This window comes from Streptomyces sp. DSM 106670, from assembly GCF_055792845.1.
The window spans coordinates 5596261-5616185 of sequence record NZ_CM147704.1; the positions used below are offsets into that span (position 1 = coordinate 5596261).

Here is a 19925-nt window from a genome sequence, read left to right on the forward strand (position 1 = left end):
GGCACTTCATGCGCGGAGCCACACAGGTCAGGTGGGCCGCATGTGCGGTGGCTGTCGCCCTGGCAGCGACGGCCTGCGGCGGCGGTGACGGTGACGGCGGCGGCAGCGGCGGCGCCGACGGCATCGTCAGCTCCTCCTGGGGAGACCCGCAGAACCCGCTGGAACCCGCCAACACCAACGAGGTCCAGGGCGGCAAGGTCCTCGACATGGTCTTCCGCGGACTGATCCGCTACGACCCGAAGACCGGCGAGGCCAAGAACATGGTCGCCGAGTCCATCGACACGACGGACTCCCAGAACTTCACGATCAAGCTGAAGGACGGCTGGACCTTCTCCAACGGCGAGAAGGTCACCGCCAAGTCCTTCGTCGACGCCTGGAACTACGGCGCCGCGCTGAAGAACAACCAGAAGAACGCCTACTTCTTCCAGTACATCGACGGCTACGACAAGGTCCACCCGGAGTCCGGATCCGCCTCCGCCCAGACCCTGTCCGGCCTGAAGGTCGTCGACGACCTGACCTTCACCGCCAAGCTCACCCAGAAGTTCTCCCTGTGGCCCGACACCCTCGGCTACTCCGCCTTCGTCCCGCTGCCCAAGGCGTTCTACGACGACCACGACGCCTGGCTCTCCAAGCCCGTCGGGAACGGCCCGTACACCATCGAGTCGTACGCCAAGGGCTCCTCGATGAACCTGCGCAAGTGGGACGACTACCCGGGCGACGACAAGGCGAAGAACGGCGGCGTGGACCTCAAGGTCTTCACCGACAACAACACCGCCTACACCGACCTGACGGCGGGCAACCTCGACCTCGTCGACGACGTGCCCGCCTCCCAGCTCCGTAACGTCGAGGCGGACCTCGGCGACCGGTACATCAACACCCCCGCCGGCATCATCCAGACCCTGGCCTTCCCCTTCTACGAGAAGGAGTGGGACACCGACGACGCCCGCAAGGTCCGCCAGGGCCTGTCGATGGCGATCAACCGGCCGCAGATCACCGACCAGATCTTCCAGAAGACCCGCACCCCCGCGTCCGACTGGACCTCCCCGGTCCTCGGCGAGGACGGCGGCTTCAAGGAAGGGCTCTGCGGCAAGGAGTGCACGTACAACAAGGCCGAGGCCAAGAAGCTGATCGACGAGGGCGGCGGCATCCCCGGCGGCCAGCTGAAGATCTCGTACAACGCGGACACCGGCTCCCACAAGGAATGGGTCGACGCCGTCTGCAACAGCATCAACAACGTCATGGGCAACAACAAGGCCTGCGTCGGCGGCCCCGTCGGCACCTTCGCCGACTTCCGCGCCCAGGTCTCCACCCAGAAGCTCACCAGCGCCTGGCGCGCGGGCTGGCAGATGGACTACCCGCTGATCCAGAACTTCCTCCAGCCGCTCTACTACACCAACGCCCCGTCCAACGACGGCAAGTGGAGCAACGAGCAGTTCGACGACCTGGTCGACAAGGCCAACGCCGAGAGCGACAAGGCCAAGGCCGTCACCACCTTCCAGGACGCGGAGAAGATCCTCGTCACGGAGATGCCGGTCATCCCGCTCTGGTACCAGAACGGCAGCGCCGGCTACTCGGACCGGGTCGACAACGTCGCGCTGAACCCGTTCAGCGTCCCGGTCTACGAAGAGATCACCGTCAAGTGACGCGCTGAGCGACGCGGACGGCCGGGACGCCCGACACACCGGCGCCCCGGCCGTCCGCGCTCCTCGTGCCCGTCCGCGCTCCACCTGTCCGGTACTGCTCTCCCGACCCCCGGAGCCCCTCATGGGACGTTATGTGATCCGGCGGCTGCTGCAGATGATCCCCGTCTTCTTCGGCACCACGCTGTTGATCTTCCTCATGGTGAACGTGATGGGCGACCCCATCGCGGGTCTCTGCGGCGACCGCCAGTGCGACCCGGCCACCGCCGCCCAGCTGCGCTCCGAGTTCGGCCTCGACAAGCCGGTCTGGCAGCAATACCTCACGTACATGGGCAACGTCTTCACCGGCGACTTCGGCACCGCGTTCAACGGGCAGAAGGTCACCGAGCTGATGGCCACCGCCTTCCCCATCACGATCCGGCTCACGATCGTCGCGGTCGTCTTCGAGGTCGTCATCGGCATCAGCCTCGGCGTCGTCACCGGCCTGCGGCGCGGCCGCCCCGTCGACACCACCGTCCTCATCCTGACGCTGGTCGTCATCGCCGTCCCGACCTTCGTCACCGGACTGCTGCTCCAGCTCCTCCTGGGCGTCAAGTGGGGCATCATCAAGCCCTCGGTCTCCGCCGACCCCACCTTCGACGAACTCCTCGTCCCCGGGCTGGTCCTCGCCTCGGTCTCGCTCGCCTACGTCACCCGGCTCACCCGGACCTCGATCGCCGAGAACGCCCGCGCCGACTACGTACGCACCGCCGTCGCCAAGGGCCTGCCCCGCCGCCGGGTCGTCGTACGGCACCTGCTGCGCAACTCGCTGATCCCCGTCGTCACCTTCATCGGCACCGACGTCGGCGCGCTGATGGGCGGGGCCATCGTCACCGAGCGGATCTTCAACATCCACGGCGTCGGCTACCAGCTCTACCAGGGCATCCTGCGGCAGAACTCCCAGACCGTCGTCGGCTTCGTCACGATCCTCGTCCTCGTCTTCCTGGCCGCCAACCTGATCGTCGACCTCCTGTACGCCGTACTCGACCCGAGGATCCGCTATGCCTGAGCCGCAGACCCCGGACGAAGCGATCTCCCAGGCGGGCGCCGGAGGCGCGACGGACCTCGCCATGGAGGAGGGCACCAGCCTGGAGAAGACGCCGGGCGGCCCCGACGGCACCGGACCGGCCGGAAAACCGCGCAGCCTCTGGTCGGACGCCTGGCGCGACCTGCGCCGCAACCCGGTCTTCATCATCTCCGCGCTGGTCATCCTCTTCCTGGTGATCATCTCGATCTGGCCCTCGCTCATCGCGAGCGGCGACCCCCTCCAGGCCAACCTGGACGACGCCCAGAAGGGCTCCGAACCGGGCCACCCCTTCGGCTTCGACCCGCAGGGCCGCGATGTGTACACCCGGGTCGTCTACGGCACCCGGACCTCGGTCACCGTCGGCGTCTGCGCCACCCTCGGCGTCGCGCTCCTCGGCAGCGTCCTCGGCGGACTCGCGGGCTTCTTCGGCGGCTGGTGGGACGCGATCCTCTCCCGCCTCACCGACGTCTTCTTCGGCATCCCCGTCGTCCTCGGCGGCCTGGTCTTCCTGTCCGTCGTCACCAGCTCGACCGTCTGGCCCGTCGTCGGCTTCATCGTCCTGCTCGGCTGGCCGCAGATCGCCCGCATCGCCCGCGGCTCGGTCATCACCGCCAAACAGAACGACTACGTCCAGGCGGCCCGCGCGCTGGGCGCCTCCAACACCCGGATGATGCTGCGCCACATCACCCCCAACGCCATCGCCCCGGTCATCGTCGTGGCGACCATCGCGCTCGGCACGTACATCTCGCTGGAGGCGACCCTCTCCTTCCTCGGCGTCGGCCTGAAGGACCCGGCCGTCTCCTGGGGCATCGACATCTCCGCGGCCGCCAACTACATCCGCAACGCCCCGCACATGCTGCTCTGGCCCGCCGGAGCGCTGGCGGTCACCGTGCTCGCGTTCATCATGCTCGGCGACGCGGTGCGCGACGCCCTCGACCCCAAGCTGCGCTGAGGAGCCGGTTGCCATGTTGCTCGAAGTGCGCGATCTGCACGTGGAGTTCCACACCCGCGAAGGCGTCGCCAAGGCCGTCAACGGAGTCAACTACTCGGTGGCCGAGGGCGAGACGCTCGCCGTCCTCGGCGAGTCCGGCTCCGGCAAGTCCGTCACCGCCCAGGCCATCATGGGCATCCTCGACATGCCGCCCGGGAAGATCGCCGGCGGCGAGATCCTCTTCAAGGACCAGGACCTGCTGAAGCTCAAGCCGGAGGAGCGCCGGAAGATCCGCGGCCAGGAGATGGCCATGATCTTCCAGGACGCCCTCTCCTCGCTGAACCCGGTCCTCACCGTCGGCGAGCAGCTCGGCGAGATGTTCGTCGTGCACCGCGGCATGTCCCGCAAGGACGCGAAGGCCAAGTCGGTCGAGCTGATGGACCGGGTCCGCATCCCCGCCGCGAAGGAACGCGTCGGCCAGTACCCGCACCAGTTCTCCGGCGGTATGCGCCAGCGCATCATGATCGCCATGGCGATGGCCCTGGAACCGTCGCTGATCATCGCCGACGAACCGACCACCGCCCTCGACGTCACCGTCCAGGCCCAGGTCATGGACCTCCTCGCCGAGCTCCAGCGCGAGCTGAACATGGGCCTCATCCTGATCACCCACGACCTCGGCGTGGTCGCCGACGTCGCCGACAAGATCGCCGTGATGTACGCGGGCCGCATCGTCGAGACCGCCCCCGTCCACGAGATCTACAAGGCCCCGGCCCACCCGTACACCAAGGGCCTCCTCCAGTCGATCCCGCGCCTGGACCAGAAGGGCCAGGAGCTCTACGCGATCAAGGGCCTGCCGCCCAACCTCACGCGTATCCCGCCGGGCTGCGCCTTCAACCCCCGCTGCCCGATGGCCCAGGACGTGTGCCGCAGCGATGTGCCGCCGCTCTACGAGGTGGACGAGCAGCGCCGGAGCGCCTGCCACTTCTGGAAGGAGACGCTCGATGCACGCTGACCGCGACGAGAGTGCGGGGACCGGCGGTGGCGCGGCCGGCTCCACGCTGCTCTCCAAGGCCCGCGAGGACGCCGTCACGCCGTACACGGAGGGCGACCCGATCCTCCAGGTCCGCGACCTGGCCAAGCACTACCCGCTCACCCAGGGCATCCTCTTCAAGCGGCAGGTCGGCGCGGTCCGGGCCGTCGACGGCGTCGACTTCGACCTGTACGCGGGCGAGACGCTGGGCATCGTGGGGGAGTCGGGCTGCGGGAAGTCGACCGTCGCCAAGATGCTCGTCCACCTGGAACGCCCCACCGCCGGTGCGATCCGCTACAAGGGCGAGGACATCTCCAAGCTGTCCGGCCGGGCGCTGAAGGCGGTGCGCCGCAACATCCAGATGGTGTTCCAGGACCCGTACACCTCGCTGAACCCGCGGATGACGGTCGGCGACATCATCGGCGAGCCGTACGAGATCCACCCCGAGGTCGCCCCGAAGGGCAGCCGCCGCCAGAAGGTGCAGGACCTGCTGGACGTCGTCGGCCTCAACCCGGAGTACATCAACCGCTATCCGCACCAGTTCTCCGGCGGCCAGCGCCAGCGCATCGGCATCGCCCGCGGCCTCGCCCTCAACCCGGAGATCATCGTCGCCGACGAACCGGTCTCCGCGCTCGACGTCTCCGTACAGGCCCAGGTCGTCAACCTGCTGGACCGGCTCCAGGCCGAGTTCAGCCTCAGCTTCGTCTTCATCGCCCACGACCTCTCGATCGTCCGGCACATCTCCGACCGGGTCGGCGTGATGTACCTCGGCCGGATCGTGGAGATCGGCTCCGACGCGGAGATCTACGACCACCCCACCCACCCGTACACCCAGGCGCTGCTCTCCGCCGTGCCCGTGCCGGACCCGACGGCCCGCGAGCACCGGGAACGGATCATCCTGCACGGCGACGTCCCCTCGCCCGCCAACATCCCCTCGGGCTGCCGCTTCCGCACCCGCTGCTGGAAGGCGCAGGAGCGGTGCGAACTGGAGGTCCCGCTGCTGGCGGTCCCCGCGGAGTTCCGGCTCGTCGACACCCCGGCCCGGCACGACTCCGCGTGCCACTTCGCGGAGGAGAAGCGGGTGGTGCCGCCGGAGGGCGAGCTGGAGGTCCCGGGGCGGCCGCCGGGCCCCGACGTGGAGGCCCCGGGCACGACGACCCGCGGCCGGCCGGTCGAGGACGTGCCCGGACCCGGGGGGCCGGGCTCCCCGGACGGGCCGCCGGAGCCCGGGGCGCCTTCGCAGCCCTGAGCCCGGCTCCCGTCGCGCGGTCAGTTCGCGGCGCCGCAGGGCCGGTCGGCCTTGATCTCCTTCACGGCCGGGGCCAGGGCCGAGAGCACGGCCGATGCGTCGATGCTCTCGTTGCGGATCCGGACCTGGACGCCGGGGTCGCGGCCGTGGGCGGCGAACATCTTGGCGGTCCGGTCGTCCGCCGGCTTCTGGGCGACCCAGCCGACCCCGCCCTCGTCGGTGCACTCGGCGCCGGCCCCGGGCCCGGGCATGCCGCAGTACAGGATGATGTCGCCGCCGGACCCCCAGGCGGCCGCGCCGGTCACCTCCGACGTCTCGATGGCGTATCCGCCGAGCTCGTCGGGGAGCTTGCCGGTGAGCGTGCCGCACGCCGGACTGCCGGCGAAGGGCGGTTTGGTGAGGTTGTAGCCGTCGCCGCTGCCGCAGCCGGCGAGGACAGCCGTACAGACGGTCAGAGCGGCCGTGAGGCGGAGCGCCCCCCGTGTGTTGCTGGTCAACGTGTTCCCCCGTGCGGGTGATTTGTCGGTCGGTACGGAAATCTATCGTCCGGCGCCGCACCGACCCCGCGGAGCACGCCTCCCGGGCCGTCCGCCGATCCGTTAACAGGCAGGCAACTCAGCCGACGTCACTCCGATATACGGACGCTCCATGCTGAACAACGTACGGCCGTGCGGGTGCCGTGGACCGGCCGGAGCGTCGTCTTGTCGCTCCGGCCGGTTGCCCGCCGCCCCCGCCCCGCCTCGCCCCTTCCCGCCCGGCGAGCGCACTTGTTCATCCGTTCGGGGCAATGGAGTATCACCGGGTGACACTTACACGGGGAGCAAGAATCACCGGCGCCGTTCTCTGCGCGGTGCTGGCACTACTGACCATGGCCTGGATCGTGCGGGACATCCGGGCCGGCGACGGGCCGGGACCGGTCTGGGACTACTGGGCGGGCACCGCGGACCTCCGGGACGCGCTGCGGACCACCACCTCGGCCACCAGCCTCGTCCTGCTGGTGGCCTACGTCGCCGCCGCCGTGGCGGCACTCCGGTCCGCCTCCGCCGCTTCGGTCCTGGTCGTCACCGGTGTCATCACCTTCGCCCTGCGGCTGCCCGGCGTCTGGATGGCCGCCGACGCCCCGGCCCCGGAGGAACTGCGCGACCGGGCCCTGCTCACCACGTACGTCGCACTCGCCGCCTCGGTCGCGCTGATCGTTGCCGGGGCGGCCGGCCGCCGTCCCGTACCGGAGGGCGAAGAGCGCCCCGCCGGTCCCGGACGCGGCGCGGGGGTGGCGGCCTTCCTGCTCCTCGGCCTCCAGGCGGTGGTCTTCGCCGGCTGGGAGATCCGGCAGCCGTTCGTCTATCCGTCCGAGCTCTACCCCGCGTGGTTCATCGGCGGGGAGCCTCTGAACACCCCGCTGACCGAGGGCCCGCCCGGCTGGGTTACCGGGGTGCACATCCTGATCTTCCTGGTGGCGGCCGTCGGCGCGGTCGCCGGGGCGGCCTACGCGCGACCGCTCGGCCTGATCGGCGGCGGCTTCATACTCGCCTCCGGTGTGCTGGGCGTGGTGCGCATCGTCCACTACGAGATGTACGAGCAGTTCCTCGACATGGAATTCGAGGCGCAGCTGAACATGCTGAGCTTCGTCCTCTCGCTGGTCGTCGCGCCCATCGTGCTCATCGTCCTCGCCCTCAAGGGCAGCCCCAGGACCGCCGGCGGCTCCCCGGGCCCGTGGGGCGGCTCCGGCCCCTGGGGCGTCCAGCCTCCCGGCCACCCACCCGCCGCAGGCCCCGGCGTGCCGCCCCAGGCCCCCGGCCATCCGCCCACCCCCGCCCCCGGCTTCGGGCCTCCGCAGGGCGGCGGGTTCGGGCCGCCGCCCTCCTCCCCGCCGCCGCGCTGGTGAGCCGGTGACGGGGAGGCCGGGGCGGGGCGGGCGTGCGGGGCTCAGGCCCCGGTCAGCCCCAGCGACCGCTTGAGGAAGTCCACCTGGAGCAGGAGCAGGTTCTCCGCTACCTGCTCCTGCGGCGTCATGTGCGTCACCCCGCTCAGCGGCAGCACCTCGTGCGGACGCCCGGCCGCCAGCAGCGCCGAGGACAGCCGCAGGGCGTGCGCGACCACCACGTTGTCGTCCGCGAGCCCGTGCACGATCATCATCGGGCGGACCTCGGCGGCGGGCTCGGAGAGGCCGTCGTCGGTGAGCAGCGAGTTGTACGCGTACACCTCGGGCTGCCGCGCCGGGTCGCCGAGATAGCGCTCGGTGTAGTGGGTGTCGTAGAGCCGCTGGTCCGTCACCGGGGCGCCCACGACCGCCGCGTGGAAGACGTCGGGCCGCCGCAGCACCGCGAGCCCCGCCAGATAGCCGCCGAAGGACCAGCCGCGGATCGCCACCCGGGAGAGGTCGAGCGGGAAGCGGTCCGCCAGCCCGTGCAAGGCCTCGACCTGGTCCTCCATGGTCAGCACGAGGTTGTCCCGTACGGCCTTCTCCCAGGCGGGTGAACGGCCCGGCGCGCCCCGCCCGTCCGCCACGACCACGGCGAAGCCCTGGTCCGCGAACCACTGCGAGGTCAGGTGCGCGTTGTGGGCGGCGACCACCCGGCGGCCGTGCGGACCGCCGTACGGGTCCATCAGGACCGGAAGGGGGCCATCCGCCTCCTGGTAGTCCGAGGGGAGCAGAACGGCGCACGGAATCCGCCGTGCGCCCCCCTCGGTGAGGGTCACGCGGGCGGCGAGCACCGGTTCCTGGGCGAAGCTCGCGATCCGGGACAGCCGCTTGCCGTCCCGTACCACCCACGCGGCGGCTCCGGGCTCCTCGGGAACGGCCGAGACCACCACCGAGAGACCGCCCGAGCGGACCGCGGAGTGCACACCCACCCCTTCGGAAATCCGCTCGATTCCCAGCTCGTTCACCCGGTACACATGGATCTGCCCGATCTCCGGCTCGACCGCGTCCTCACCGGCCACCGCCGAGACCAGGATGTCCGAATCGCCGATGTCCAGCACCGACTGGACGTGCAGCTGCGCCCCGGTGAGCAGCCGGTCGCCGACCGCCAGCACCCGCGCGCCGCCCTCGTCCACGATCCGCACCAGCCGCCCGTCCGGCGCCCACGCGGGCACCCCGGGGAAGAGATCCAGCCACACCGGGTCCTCGTCGACATGGACGATCCGGGTCGCACCGGTCTCCGGGTCCACCGCCAGATACCGCTGACTGCGCTGGTCACGGGCCTGCACCAGGAGCAGCGGGGCGCCCGCGGAGGACCAGTGCACCTGGGCCAGATACGGGAACGCGGCCCGGTCCCAGACCACTTCCGTACGCGCCCCCGCCAGGTCCATGACGAAGAGCCGCACCTCGGCGTTGGGCGTGCCCGCCGCCGGATAGGCGACCTCGGCGGGCCGGCGCTCCGGGTTCGCCGGATCGGCGATGTACCACCGCTGTACGGGGCTGTCGTCGGCCCGCGCGACCAGCAGCCGGTCCGACTCCGGCGACCACCAGAAGCCGCGGTAGCGGTGCATCTCCTCGGCCGCGATGAACTCGGCCAGACCGTAGGTGACATGGGAGTCCTCCGGCTCGGCCAGCGCCCGGTCCTCCTCGCCGCCCGCCGTCACGACCCGCAGCGCGCCCTTGGCCACGTACGCGATGTGCCGGCCGTCGGGGGAGGGGCGCGGGTCGATCACCGGGCCCGGCACCGGCAGCGCCCGCGCGGTCCCGGCCCGCAGCTCGGCCACGTACACCTTTCCGGACAGGGCGAACGCCGCCAACTCCGCCGCCGCGTCCACCGCGTAGGAGACGATGCCCGACGAACCCTCCCGGGTCCGTTCGCGCCGGGCCCGCTCCTGCGCCGACAGCTTCTCCGCCGAACCGCCCAGCAGGACTTCGGGATCGGCGGCGACGCGCTCCTCGCCGGTCGCCGGGTCGTGCACCCAGAGCCGGTTGGTCCGGTCGGTTCCGGACGTCGACCGGAGGAAGATCACCCGTGTCTCATCCGGTGAGACGGTGAAGGCGCGGGGTGCGCCGAGAGTGAAGCGCTGGGTCCGTGCTTGCTGGCGGGGAAAGGACAGCTTCTGCGAGGTCATGGCTCCGAACCTAGTCCCGAACTCGGCCGTGCGGCACGGTTCGTGCGCCCCTCGTGCTGCTGTGCCCCGATCAATGCGTTGGCACGGATAGTTATGATCCGTAGCGCTCGGTGGGTAGGAACCTGCTGACTCCGCGTGTGCTCCCGTCCCGACCGTACTGATGGAGGTGAACCGCCGTGGCGCTCTCGATTTCGGCGGTAGTGCTGCTGGCGATCATCGTCTTCCTGCTGATCCGGAAATCCGGACTGAAGGGAGGACACGCGGTGGTCTGCATGCTGCTCGGGTTCTACATCGCGAGCTCGTCCATCGCGCCGACCATCTCCGATCTGACGACCAACGTGGCGGGGATGATCAGCAGCATCAAGTTCTGACCCGGGCGGCGAGCGGCGGGCGGCGAACGGCGGGCGCGGGGGCGCGGGGGCACAGGGGGCCTCCGGGCTCGTAGGGTGGTCCCCATGAAGGACCTCCCCGCCCGCCGTCTGCTGCTTGTGCACGCGCACCCCGACGACGAGTCGATCAACAACGGCGCCACCATGGCCAGGTATGCGGCCGAGGGCGCCCACGTCACCCTGGTGACGTGCACGCTCGGCGAGGAGGGCGAGGTCATCCCGCCTTCACTGGCCCGCCTCACCGCCGACCGGGACGACGCGCTCGGCCCGCACCGGGTCGGCGAGCTGGCCGCGGCGATGAAGGAGCTCGGCGTCGCCGACCACCGCTTCCTCGGCGGAGCGGGCCGCTACCGCGACTCCGGAATGATGGGCGCCGAGCAGAACGGCCGCCCCGGCTCCTTCTGGTCCACCCCGGTGGACGAGGCGGCGGCCCACCTCGTCGAGGTGATCCGCGAGGTCCGCCCCCAGGTCCTGGTCACCTACGACCCGGACGGCGGCTACGGCCACCCCGACCACATCCAGGCCCACCGCGTCGCGATGCGCGCCGCCGACCTGGCCGCCGACCCGGCGTACGGCTCCGGCGCACCGCACACCATCGCCAAGATCTACTGGAACCGGGTGGAGCGGACCGTGCTGGAGGCCGCCTTCGACCGCCTCCGCACCACCGCGCCGGACGCCTTCCCCGGCATCGCCGCCGTGGACGACGTTCCGGGCGTGACCGACGGGGAGCGGATCACCGCGGAGATCGACGGATCGGCGTACGCCGGGGCGAAGTCGGCGGCGATGCGCGCCCACGCCACCCAGATCGCGGTCGACGGCCCCTTCTTCGCCCTCTCCAACGACCTCGGCCAGCCCCTGCTGACGTCCGAGTACTACCAACTGGTGCGGGGCGTACCGGGCGGGCCCGGGGGCGCGCGTGAGGACGACCTGTTCGCGGGCCTGCCGGACGCCACGGGCACCGCGGGCGTCACGGGCGCCGCTGGAGGCACCGCATGAGCGGGAACACCGGCAAGAAGGGCCGCGAGCGCGCGCGGTCCGCCCGCGCGTCGCTGCGCAACGCGCCGCCCCGGCCGCCCGAGCGGCCCACCGGCCTCCTCGCGCGTCCGAACCCGGCCCGGATCGCCGCCTACTTGGGCTTCGGCGTGCTGGGCGTGCTCGTCGCCCTCGCCGGAACGCTTCTCCAAGCCGCCTGGTTCCCGGGCGGGTTGATCATCGCGCTGCTGGCCTGCGCGGGCCTCTTCTACGGCGGCCGGATCCTGGTCGGCACCCAGCTCGGCGCACTCGCCCCGGCGGCCGGCTGGTTCGTCACGGTGTTCGTTCTGCTGAGCGGCACGTCGGAGGGCGACTACGTCTTCGGCGACGAACTCGGCCTGGCGCTCTTCGTGCTCGGCGGGACGGCCGCCGCTGTGATCTGCGCCACCACCTCCAAAGTGCCGCAATCAGCCATCCGCAGCGGCCGGTCCGGTACGTGAAGTGCCAAGTCCGGGTCCGCCGCGACCCCCACAGGTGTGATGCAGGGGTGGAGGTTTCCCCCGGTCGCGGAGTGTCCGACGGCGGCGGCCAGTATGGTGGTGCGCGCGCCGAGCCGTCCCCTGGCCTGCGGCATGGGGGAAGTACGGGCGGCGGAGCCAATCGGGAGAACCTGCTTTGAGTCGTGAAACTGACAGTTCGTCCTCCGGGCCCCAGGGGCGCGGCGGAGCCGCGTACCCGTCGGGTACGCCGCCGTACGGATCCCGCCAGTATCCGTCGCCGCACCCGTCGCAGGACGGCTCTGACGAGAACCCGGAATCCGTGGATCCGCCCCGGCCCGAGGAACCGAAGACCGAGACGACGCTGACGACGCGCATCCGGATCAACATCCCCGGGTCGCGTCCCATCCCGCCGGTCGTGATGCGTACGCCGATGGCGGAGAGCGACATCGCCGGCGGCCGTTCCGACGCGGAGCGCACCGGCGCCACCCCGCGCCCCGGCACGCCTCCGTCGGCACCCTCGGCCGGAGCCGGAAGCGGCTCGGGCCCCTCCGACCGTTCCGTCCGTTCCGCCGCGGGCCCGGACGGCGGAGCGCCCGCGGACCGGTCCCGGGACGGCGGCCCGGCCGCCGACCCGACGCCCGCGGAGAAGCCGGCCCGGGAGAAGAGCGGCAGCGACTGGTTCGCCCCGCGCAAGACTCCGGCCGGCGGAGCGGGAGCAGCCGCTCAGGGCACCGGTGCGTCCGGCGGCCCCGGCGGCGCGCCTTCCGGTCCCGGCGGCCCCGGAAGCGCCCCGGGCGGTCCCGGAGCCGGTGGCCCCGGAGCGGGCGGCCTCGGCGGTCCCGGCGGTGACGCGGGTCGCTCACGTCCCGACCTGCCGTACTTCTCGGACGCCCCGCAGTCCGGCGGCGCTCCCGGCGGCCCCGGCCGCAGCGCGCTCGACGCCTTCGGCGCCGAAGCCCCCGGCCCCGGGGTGCGGACGCCCGGTCCGTCCGGCCCCACCACGGGACCGGTCACCGGCACCTCCTCGCTCACCCCGAACCTCGACGGCGTCCCGGGCCTCGGCGGCCCCGGCCCGATGGTCCCGGGCGTCCCCGGCGGCGTACCGCCCCGGATGTCCGACGACACCGCGATCCTCACGCCGCAGGCCCCGGCGCCCGAGCCCGGCCCCGGCGGCCATGTCTCGGGCGACACGCTGACCAGCGGCATCCCCGTGGTGCCCAGCGAGCCCCGCACCCCGTTCCCGGGCGGTCCCGGCACCCCCGGCGGCCCGGTGGCGGGCGGACCCGGTGGCCCCGGCGGTCCGGGCGGATCCGGTGTACCCACGCCCGGTCCCGCCGCCCCGCGTCCGGCCCAGCAGTCCGCGGCGGCCCCGGCCCCCGCGAAGAAGGGCCGCTCCAAGCTGGTCCTGCTCGGGGTGGCCGCGGTCGTGCTGCTAGGCATCGCGTACGGCGCGGGCCTCCTGCTGAACCACGCCGAGGTCCCCAAGGGCACCACGGTGCTCGGCGTCGACATCGGCGGCGGCACGAAGGAGGAGGCGGTCGCCAAGCTCGACGCCGCTCTCGGCGAGCGGGCCAAGAAGCCGCTCCAGCTGTCGGTGGACGGCAAGGAGGAGCAGCTCGACCCGGCAAAGGCCGGTCTCACCCTGGACAGCCAGGAGACCGTGCGCGGCGCGGCGGGCAGCGACTACAACCCCGTCTCGGTGATCGGTTCGCTGTTCGGCGGGGAGCGCCCCGCCGACCCGGTGATCCCGGTCGACGAGGAGAAGCTCGGCGTGGCGCTGACCGACCTGGCGGGCGTCTCCGGCTCCGCCAACGACGGCACCATCCGCTTCGAGCCGAACAAGGCCGTGGCGGTGCCGGGCAAGCCGGGCAAGACGCTGGACGCCGGCCAGTCCCTGATCTCGGTCCGGGACGCCTACCGCGCCCAGGTGCAGACCGGGCAGGAGCGGCTGGTCGAACTCCCCGTCACCACCAGCGAGCCCACCATCACCAAGGCCGAACTGGACCGGGCGATGAGGGAGTTCGCCGAGCCCGCGATGTCCGGTCTGATCACCATCAAGGCCGGGCCCAAGCAGATCCAGTTCGGCCCCGCCCGGTCGCTGCCGCAGATCCTCTCCATGAAGGCCGTGGACGGCCGGCTGGTCGACGTCTACGACAAGAAGGCGATCGACACGCTCCTGGACGGCGTCTTCGACGGCATCATGGCGGTCAAGGGCGACGGCAAGAAGCACCAGGTCGGCCCGGACGACGTGGCCCAGGCGATGAAGACCGCCCTGGCCGGGAAGACCCCGGCCGAGCGCACGGTCACCATCGACCTGACCGGCCAGGGCTGACGCCCCGGCAGCACACTCGCTCCACCCCTCCGCCCCCGCCCGGGAACGTCTCCGGCCGGGGGCGGAGCCGTCGGCGGCCGGGCGGGATCCGGGACGGCCTCCCCGGGTTCCCCACTCCGTGAGGGAACTCGCCCGTTCCGTAAGAACTTTCAGAAACAATCTGGAAACCGTTGCACGCACCTTGACGTGTCCATCGCCGGACGGGCAGGCTCCGAACTCCCCCCACGGCAGCCAGGCGCGTGGCTGCCCACGCCGGGTACGGGCGAACGCCCCGTACCCGCGACCGAAGGAGCCGCAATTGAGTTCCCGCGCCGCACGCGCAACCCTGGCGGGCCTGCTCGCCGCCGGAGGCCTCGCGGTCCTCGCCCCCTGGTCCTCCCAGGCGACCCCACCGGGCGAGAAGACCGTCACCGCCACCCTCTTCGAGTGGAAGTACGACGCGGTCGCCGCCGCCTGCACCGACACCCTGGGCCCGGCCGGCTACGGCTATGTCGAGGTCTCGCCCGCCACCGAGCACATCCAGGGCGACCAGTGGTGGACCTCGTACCAGCCCGTCAGCTACAAGATCGCCGGACGCCTCGGTGACCGGGACTCCTTCGCCGCGATGGTGGAGAGCTGTCACGCCGCCGGGGTCAAGGTGGTCGCGGACGCCGTGATCAACCACATGGCCGCCGGGTCCGGCACCGGGACGGGCGGCACCGCGTACACCAAGTACGACTACCCCGGCACCTTCCAGGACCAGGACTTCCACGGCTGCCGCAAGGACATCGCGGACTACGGCGACCGCGACGACGTCCAGAACTGCGAACTGGTCGGCCTCGCCGACCTGGACACCGGCAGCGACGCCGTACGCACGACGATCGCCGGCTATCTCTCCGACCTCCGCTCGCTGGGCGTCGACGGTTTCCGCATCGACGCCGCCAAGCACATGTCCGCCGACGACGTCGCCGCGATCAAGGGCAGGATGGACGACCCCGGCTTCTGGGTCACCGAGGTGATCCACGGCGGGGGAGAGGCGGTCCAGCCGGAGGAGTACACCTCGATCGGCGACGTCGACGAGTTCCGTTACGGCGGCCACCTCAAGTCCGCCTTCCAGGGCGGCGGCCTGTCCGGCCTCAAGTCGATCGCCGACGGCAAACTGCCCGGCGGCTCGGCCCGTACGTTCGTCGACAACTGGGACACCGAGCGCAACGGCTCCACCCTCACCTACAAGGACGGCGCGGCCCACACCCTGGCCAACGTCTTCATGCTCGCCTCGCCCTACGGATCGCCGAACGTCTTCTCCGGCTACACCTGGTCCGACAAGGACGCGGGCCCGCCGAACGGCGGTGCGGCGGACTGCGGTTCCGACGCCTGGACCTGCGTCCACGCCCAGCAGACGGTCACCGGCATGGTCGGCTTCCACAACGCCACGGCGGGCGCGGAGCTGACCGACTGGTGGGACGACGGCTCCTCCGCCCTCGCCTTCGCCCGCGCGGGCAAGGGCTTCGTCGCGCTCAACAACGGCGACGCGGAGCTGACCCGCACCTTCACGACGACGCTGCCCGCGGGCACCTACTGCAACGTGGTCGCCGCCGCCCCGGACGCCTGCGACGGCAACGAGGTCACGGTCGCGGACGACGGCACGGCGACGGCCACGGTCCCGGCACACGGAGCGGTGGCGCTGCACACGTAGGGCCGTGCCCGGTCCCGAAGGCGTCGCCGACAGGCGTCCCGCCCCCGCCCGCTCCATCATGGAAGACAGGGCGGGGGCAGGACGGGGGCCGTCGACAGCTGGGCTGGGACCGGATCATGGCCGTGTGGCATGTGCGGGACTTCGTGCCGGAGGACCTCGAAGCCGTGGTGCGTCTCGACGCGGAGAGCGGGACCACCGGGGAGCCCGCCGTGTTCCGGCTGTCGGAGGTCGTCGCCGCGCTCCAGGGCCAGAACCCCGGGGTGGTGGCCGTGGCGGACGGGCACCTCGTCGGGGCCGCCGTGGGGCGGGTCGACGGCGAGCGGGCCTGGGTGCTGCGGATCGCCCTCCATCCCGCCTGGCGGAATCTGGGGCTGGGCACCGCGTTGCTGTCCGCGCTGGAGCACCGGTTGCAGGGGGCCGGGGCGGTGCTGGTGGCCGCGGTGCTGCCCGAGGACGAGACCGGGGCCACCGCGCTCGGGAACTCCGGGTTCCGGGTGCACCGGGGGCTCACGTACTTCGAGAAGGTCCAGTCGGTGACCGCCGAGGGGTCCGCGGTGCTGGCCTCGCTCGGCGCGACCGTACCGCCCGCCGGGCTCTGGGAGCGGCTCGCCGGGATGGCGGAGGAGAAGGGGCTCGTCGAGCGGCGGATCGTGCTGCCGCTGGCCCACCCCGAGATCGCCGACGAGCACGGGGTCGAGCCGCCGCAGGCCGTCGTGCTGTTCGGCCCGCCCGGCACCGGCAAGAGCACCTTCGCGCAGGCCGTCGCCAGCCGGCTCGGCTGGCCGTTCGTCGAGCTGTTCCCCTCCCGGCTCGCCCTGGAGGACGGCCTCGCCAACGGGCTCGGCCGCCGCTTCGAGGAGATCGCCCAGCTCGACCACGTCCTGGTGTTCATCGACGAGGTCGAGGAGGTCGCGGGGGCGCGCAATCTCGCCGACCCGGTCTCCGTGGGCGTCGTCAACGAACTGCTCAAGTCCATCGTGCGGTTCCGCGACCGCGACGGGCGGCTGCTGATCTGCGCCACCAACACCGTCGCCGCGCTGGACCCCGCCTTCCTGCGCCACGGCCGGTTCGACTACGTCCTGCCCGTCGGGCCGCCCGACCACGAGGCCCGGACCGCGCTCTGGGCCAGCTATCTCGCCCGTACGGGAGCGGAGGCCGACACCGCTCTGCTCGCCGACGCCAGCGAGGGGTTCACGCCCGCCGACATCAAGCAGGCCGCCCGGACCGTCGCCCAGGCCGTCTTCGAGCGGACCCTCGACTCCGGCACCCGCGCGCACCCCACGACCGAGGACTTCCTGCGCACCATCAGCCGCACCCGGCCCACCGTCACCACCGAGATGGCGCTGGAGTTCGCCGACCACACCATCCGGTACGGGCGCACCTGAGCACCCGCCGCCGGACAGCGGAACGGGGCCCGGCGCTCACCAGCAGCCGGGCCCCGCTCCCGTACCTCTCCCGTACCTTTCCCGTACGTCTCCGGGTCAGGGACTACGGGAAGTTCACGACCTGCGAGGGGATCGTGTCCGGGCCGGATGTGGGGGATCCGACGTCGTTGATCACGTGCTCGTACTGGCCGTTGCCGCCGAGCGAGACGACGAGCAGGCTGTGGAACTTCACGCCGGGCTTCACCGGGGCCTTGAAGCCGTGGCCCTGGATGATCGTCGGGTCGACGTTGTAGTAGCAGTAGCTGCCCATGCCCCAGCCCTCGTGCTGTTCCACCGAGTCGTCGACCCGGTAGGCGGCGTAGCCCTTGGTGTCGCCGTTCTGGATCGCCTCCTGGTTCGGGGCGTCGTAGGCCTTCTCGTTCTGGAAGAAGATCGTGCGGCCGCGCTCGCCGTACCACTCCACGTCGTACTTGTTGAAGTGCTCCACGAACAGCCCGGTCGCCAGCACGTCGTCACCGTTGACGCGGACACCGTAATCGGCCCGGTTGGTCTCCCAGCCCCAGCCCTCACCGTGGTCCGCACGCCACACCCAGGTGTGGTCGATGATCGTGTCGTCGCTGTTCACCACGATGCTCGTGGTCGCCTTTCCGGGGCCCGCGCCGCCGATCCGCACGAACACGTCCTGCAGCGACGTCGGGTTCGCCGAGTGGTCCGCCGAGGCGTTCTCCGGGCCGACCTCGATCAGCGTCTCGGAGTTCACCGGGCCCGCGTCGACCAGGAGGCCCGCGAGCTTCACGCCGGACACGTCACCGACCTTGATCGCGGTCACCCCGTTGTCCGGGATGATCGTGGCCAGGCCGAGGCCGAGGGCCACGGTGTCCGCGCGGTTGATGTTGATCGTCTCGTCGACGTGGTAGACGCCGGGCGTGAAGAGCAGATGCAGGCCCTGCTCCACGGCCGCGTTGATGGTGGCCGCGTCCGCGCCCTCCTTCACGACGTAGAACTGGTCCAGCGGGATCGACTCGCCGGCCGGTGTGCCGTTGGCCCACGAGACGCCGCGCGCGTTCTCACGCTTCTCCGGCACGAAGACCTTGTAGTCGTCGCCGTCGAGGTACAGGAACGGCTTCTCGCGCGAGATCGGGGTGGTGTCCAGCGTGGTGTACGGAGGCTCCGGGAAGCTGTTGGCCGGTGCGCCCTCGACGCCCGAGAACGTCATGTTCCAGACGCCGTTGCCCCAGCCGCCCACCGAACTGTCGCGGGTGTACCACTGCTGCTGCGAGTACGGCCCGACCTCGCCGTCGATCTTGGAGTCGGCGATGTAGCCGCCGCTGGCCCAGCCGTATCCGTCGGGCGCGAGGTTGAGCCCGCCCTTGACGTGCATCCGGCGGAAGGGCGCGGCCTGGGAGACCGCCCAGCGGTTGGTGCCGGAGACCGGGTTCAGCGTCAGGTTCTCCGCCGAACGCCAGAAGTTCTGCGTCGCGTTGCCGTCGAACCAGCCCGCGTCGACCGTCACATCACCGTTGAACGTGGTGTCGTTCGGGTTGAGCCCGAGACCGGCGATCTGCGTGTAGAAGCCGATCTGCGCGTTGATGTCGTCGTACGTGCCCGGCTTGAACATCAGCGCGTAGCGGTCGCTGCCGAACTGCGCCGACTCCTGCTTCTTGAAGATCTCGTCGACCTTGCCCTGGATGTCGGGCGTGGACGGATCGAAGACATGGACGTTGGGACCGAGGTCGCCGCCGCCCGGCACCGCCTGGACCTCCTCGCCGAAGGCGGTCTGCGCGATGGGTACGGACATGAGCATCGCCACGGCGAGCGCGGCGAATCCGAGGGCCCGGGTGCGGCGGCGGGTGCGTGGTGCGGTGGGGGGAGCATGCATGGGGTACGTCTCCTGGGTCGTGGTACGTGTGCACGACGAACGGACGAGAGAGCTTTTGGGGGGAGGCGCTGGGAGAGCGCTCTCTCGTTACGGTGATGTTTCCCCGGTGGGCCTGTACGCGTCAAGAGGTGTGCATCAGGAGCCTCAGAAGATGCCGCTGGATCCAACAACTGGCGGTGGGCGCGGCCAAATTGACGGTTCCGGCGGGACGGGCGCGCTCCTTGGCTTCAGAAGCTGATGTCGTGCCTGGTCGTCGCCGCGGTCCTCGCGGTGGACAGGCGGGCGCGCCGCCCGCGGGGGACCATGGGGCCATGGGTTCCCCCGCCGGTCCGCAGCGCCCTCCTCGCGAAACCGATCAGATCAAGGTCTGGTTCCGCTTCGTCCCGCGCGAGGACGGGCCGCCGTACGACACCGAGGGGTTGTGGGCGACGCGGCTCGGCCCGGACACCGCGCGGGTGGACAACGTGCCCTTCCTCCAGGACGGGGTCGCCGAGGGCGAGACCGTACGGTTCCGGACGGACGACGACGGGGTGCACTGGGCCGTCGGCCGGGTGGCGGAGTCGGGCAACTGCACGGTGCGGGTGCTGCCGGTGCCGGGCGGTCCGCTCGGGCACGACGCACAGGCCGTGCACGAGCGGCTCGCCGGCTTCGGGCTCACGGGCGAGGTCTTCAGCGCCGAGTTCCCGCTGGTCGCCCTGACCGTGCCCGGCGGCGCGGACCTGCGCGGGGTCAAGGCGCTGCTGGCCCGGGGCCGGGACGAGGGCTGGTGGCACTTCGAGGTCTCGTGCGTCACGGACGCCTGGCGGGCGGCGTAGCGCACGGGG

At 71.5% G+C, this 19925-nt stretch carries 16 protein-coding genes; 13 read left to right on the top strand and 3 right to left on the bottom strand.

Annotation, left to right across the window (positions count from 1 at the left end):
* The first annotated feature begins 8 nt into the window (after positions 1–8).
* The 5 genes from ACSMXR_RS24915 to ACSMXR_RS24935 all read left to right on the top strand — a co-directional run bounded on the left by ACSMXR_RS24915 (position 9) and on the right by ACSMXR_RS24935 (position 5916).
* On the top strand, positions 9–1643 hold the full coding sequence (locus ACSMXR_RS24915) for a peptide ABC transporter substrate-binding protein (RefSeq protein ID WP_137231870.1): 1635 nt from the start codon (positions 9–11) through the stop codon (positions 1641–1643).
* 121 nt (positions 1644–1764) lie between these two features.
* A complete protein-coding gene (locus ACSMXR_RS24920; RefSeq protein ID WP_030082826.1) occupies positions 1765–2688 on the top strand; it encodes an ABC transporter permease in 924 nt (307 codons plus the stop codon).
* Positions 2681–3658 carry an ABC transporter permease gene (locus ACSMXR_RS24925; protein WP_381853700.1) on the top strand — a complete coding sequence of 326 codons (978 nt, stop codon included), beginning with the start codon at positions 2681–2683 and terminating at the stop codon, positions 3656–3658. Before ACSMXR_RS24920 ends, ACSMXR_RS24925 begins: the two co-directional genes overlap by 8 nt.
* Before the next feature lie 13 nt (positions 3659–3671).
* Entirely contained in the window at positions 3672–4649 is a 978-nt protein-coding gene (locus ACSMXR_RS24930) for an ABC transporter ATP-binding protein (protein WP_137231869.1), read from the top strand.
* Positions 4639–5916, top strand: coding sequence for an ABC transporter ATP-binding protein (locus ACSMXR_RS24935; protein ID WP_137231868.1), 1278 nt, complete (start codon positions 4639–4641; stop codon positions 5914–5916). The genes ACSMXR_RS24930 and ACSMXR_RS24935 overlap by 11 nt, the downstream gene beginning before the upstream one ends.
* Before the next feature lie 20 nt (positions 5917–5936).
* Here ACSMXR_RS24935 and ACSMXR_RS24940 read toward each other — a convergent pair whose 3' ends face one another.
* Positions 5937–6413: a DUF3515 family protein gene (locus ACSMXR_RS24940; protein WP_137231867.1), complete on the bottom strand. Its 477-nt coding sequence runs from the start codon at positions 6411–6413 to the stop codon at positions 5937–5939.
* 353 nt (positions 6414–6766) lie between these two features.
* Here ACSMXR_RS24940 and ACSMXR_RS24945 point away from each other — a divergent pair, with 353 nt between their 5' ends.
* Positions 6767–7801, top strand: a complete 1035-nt coding sequence (locus ACSMXR_RS24945) for a hypothetical protein (RefSeq protein WP_473169962.1) — start codon at positions 6767–6769, stop codon at positions 7799–7801.
* Between the two features lie 41 nt (positions 7802–7842).
* Here ACSMXR_RS24945 and ACSMXR_RS24950 read toward each other — a convergent pair whose 3' ends face one another.
* Complete coding sequence (locus ACSMXR_RS24950; RefSeq protein ID WP_381789837.1) at positions 7843–9969, bottom strand: S9 family peptidase; 2127 nt, start codon at positions 9967–9969, stop codon at positions 7843–7845.
* A gap of 176 nt (positions 9970–10145) precedes the next feature.
* Between ACSMXR_RS24950 and ACSMXR_RS24955 the strand changes: the two genes are divergently transcribed.
* From ACSMXR_RS24955 to ACSMXR_RS24980, 6 genes are all read left to right on the top strand, one after another.
* The gene (locus ACSMXR_RS24955) at positions 10146–10340 is read left to right on the top strand and encodes a hypothetical protein (RefSeq protein WP_010063247.1); all 195 of its coding nucleotides are present in this window, start codon (positions 10146–10148) and stop codon (positions 10338–10340) included.
* Positions 10341–10424: 84 nt separating this feature from the next.
* Complete coding sequence (gene mshB, locus ACSMXR_RS24960) at positions 10425–11354, top strand: N-acetyl-1-D-myo-inositol-2-amino-2-deoxy-alpha-D-glucopyranoside deacetylase (protein WP_364891591.1); 930 nt, start codon at positions 10425–10427, stop codon at positions 11352–11354.
* A complete protein-coding gene (locus tag ACSMXR_RS24965; protein ID WP_218524845.1) occupies positions 11351–11830 on the top strand; it encodes a DUF6113 family protein in 480 nt (159 codons plus the stop codon). Before mshB ends, ACSMXR_RS24965 begins: the two co-directional genes overlap by 4 nt.
* 175 nt (positions 11831–12005) lie before the next feature.
* Positions 12006–14162: a hypothetical protein gene (locus tag ACSMXR_RS24970; protein ID WP_473169963.1), complete on the top strand. Its 2157-nt coding sequence runs from the start codon at positions 12006–12008 to the stop codon at positions 14160–14162.
* A 298-nt stretch (positions 14163–14460) separates the two neighbouring features.
* Complete coding sequence (locus tag ACSMXR_RS24975) at positions 14461–15837, top strand: alpha-amylase (RefSeq protein WP_376187552.1); 1377 nt, start codon at positions 14461–14463, stop codon at positions 15835–15837.
* Positions 15838–15953: 116 nt separating this feature from the next.
* Complete coding sequence (locus ACSMXR_RS24980) at positions 15954–17222, top strand: ATP-binding protein (RefSeq protein ID WP_137231860.1); 1269 nt, start codon at positions 15954–15956, stop codon at positions 17220–17222.
* A 103-nt stretch (positions 17223–17325) separates the two neighbouring features.
* On the opposite strand, the gene ACSMXR_RS24985 is transcribed toward ACSMXR_RS24980, so the two are convergent.
* On the bottom strand, positions 17326–19101 hold the full coding sequence (locus ACSMXR_RS24985) for a coagulation factor 5/8 type domain-containing protein (RefSeq protein ID WP_473169964.1): 1776 nt from the start codon (positions 19099–19101) through the stop codon (positions 17326–17328).
* A gap of 311 nt (positions 19102–19412) precedes the next feature.
* Between ACSMXR_RS24985 and ACSMXR_RS24990 the strand changes: the two genes are divergently transcribed.
* Entirely contained in the window at positions 19413–19916 is a 504-nt protein-coding gene (locus ACSMXR_RS24990; RefSeq protein WP_381853718.1) for a DUF4265 domain-containing protein, read from the top strand.
* Positions 19917–19925: the final 9 nt, after the last annotated feature.

What these genes read in the sequence shown, in the direction of transcription:
- ACSMXR_RS24915 (WP_137231870.1), top strand. Translation starts at nt 9, where the DNA reads ATGCGCGGAGCCACACAGGTCAGGTGGGCCGCATGTGCGGTGGCTGTC.
- ACSMXR_RS24920 (WP_030082826.1), top strand. Translation starts at nt 1,765, where the DNA reads ATGGGACGTTATGTGATCCGGCGGCTGCTGCAGATGATCCCCGTCTTC.
- ACSMXR_RS24925 (WP_381853700.1), top strand. Translation starts at nt 2,681, where the DNA reads ATGCCTGAGCCGCAGACCCCGGACGAAGCGATCTCCCAGGCGGGCGCC.
- ACSMXR_RS24930 (WP_137231869.1), top strand. Translation starts at nt 3,672, where the DNA reads ATGTTGCTCGAAGTGCGCGATCTGCACGTGGAGTTCCACACCCGCGAA.
- ACSMXR_RS24935 (WP_137231868.1), top strand. Translation starts at nt 4,639, where the DNA reads ATGCACGCTGACCGCGACGAGAGTGCGGGGACCGGCGGTGGCGCGGCC.
- ACSMXR_RS24950 (WP_381789837.1), bottom strand. Translation starts at nt 9,969, where the DNA reads ATGACCTCGCAGAAGCTGTCCTTTCCCCGCCAGCAAGCACGGACCCAG.
- mshB (WP_364891591.1), top strand. Translation starts at nt 10,425, where the DNA reads ATGAAGGACCTCCCCGCCCGCCGTCTGCTGCTTGTGCACGCGCACCCC.
- ACSMXR_RS24965 (WP_218524845.1), top strand. Translation starts at nt 11,351, where the DNA reads ATGAGCGGGAACACCGGCAAGAAGGGCCGCGAGCGCGCGCGGTCCGCC.
- ACSMXR_RS24980 (WP_137231860.1), top strand. Translation starts at nt 15,954, where the DNA reads ATGGCCGTGTGGCATGTGCGGGACTTCGTGCCGGAGGACCTCGAAGCC.
- ACSMXR_RS24985 (WP_473169964.1), bottom strand. Translation starts at nt 19,101, where the DNA reads ATGCATGCTCCCCCCACCGCACCACGCACCCGCCGCCGCACCCGGGCC.
- ACSMXR_RS24990 (WP_381853718.1), top strand. Translation starts at nt 19,413, where the DNA reads ATGGGTTCCCCCGCCGGTCCGCAGCGCCCTCCTCGCGAAACCGATCAG.